Here is a 1,067-nt window from a genome sequence, read left to right as displayed (position 1 = left end):
CCATACTCAAGACCGGCACCCGCCAGCCCCTCATACAAACCATCCAAAGCCACCGGCTCAGCGCCGACAGGCGGCCACTGCACCAAGTCGAACGACGGCGATACCGCGCCCGTGGACAGGACACCCGCCGCGTGGCGCACCCACGGCGCACCTTCATCGTCGGCGCGTGAATAGATGCCCAGCGAGCAAGTGCCCGACTCGTCGCGCATGCCCACCGTCACCTGGATCCGTACGCTCCCCTGCTCAGGCAGAACCAGCGGCGCCTCAAGGGTCAGCTCCTCCAGCACGTCACAGCCGACCTCGTCCCCGGCACAGAGCGCCAACTCGACGAACCCGGCGCCCGGGAACAAGACCGCACCGCCCACGGCATGATCAGCCAGCCACCCGTGCGTGGCCAGCGACAACCGCCCCGTCAACACCACCCCATCCGAGTCGGCCAGCGACACCGCCGCACCCAACAACGGATGACCAGTCACAGCCAGACCGGCGGAGCCCACGCTGCCGAGTTCGGTGGCGATCCACGACTCGGCAAGATAGTCGAGCGTGTCCAGCCAGTACCTCTGCCGTTGGAAGGCGTACGTCGGCAGTGGGACCGGACGCGCACCGCGCCCCACGAAGAGTGCCTCCCAGTCGACGGTCACACCCGACACATGGAGCCTGGCGACGGCGGTGAGCAGGGCGTCTGGCTCCGGACGGCTGTGCCGCGACGTCGGGGCGAGGACGTCCGACTCCGACTCCACGCTCTCCTGCGCCATCGACGTCAGCACGGCATCGGGCCCCACTTCCAGGAACCGCGTCACGCCCTCCGTCTCCAGGACACGCACGGCATCGGCGAAACGGACCGCCTCGCGCACATGCCGCACCCAATAGCCCGGCGCGGTCAGCTCGGTGGTGACCGGGGCACCGGTCAGTGTCGACACAAAGGAAACTTGCGGCTGGTTGTAGGTGAGCGAGGCAGCCACCCGCTCGAATTCGGCGAGCATCGGCTCCATCAGCGGCGAGTGGAACGCATGCGACACCTTCAACCGGGTCGCCTTACGGCCCAGTCGGGTGAAGTGCTCCTGAAC

At 67.9% G+C, this 1,067-nt stretch carries 1 protein-coding gene; it reads right to left on the bottom strand.

The annotated features are described in order from the left end of the window. Window positions 1-1,019 (bottom strand): acyltransferase domain-containing protein (locus ACWGI6_RS38215; protein WP_453271777.1); only part of this gene is annotated, 1,019 nt, incomplete at its 3' end. Window positions 1,020-1,067: the final 48 nt, after the last annotated feature.

This window comes from Streptomyces sp. NPDC054786, from assembly GCF_053611685.1.
This window is presented reverse-complemented; position numbering and strand designations above follow the sequence as displayed.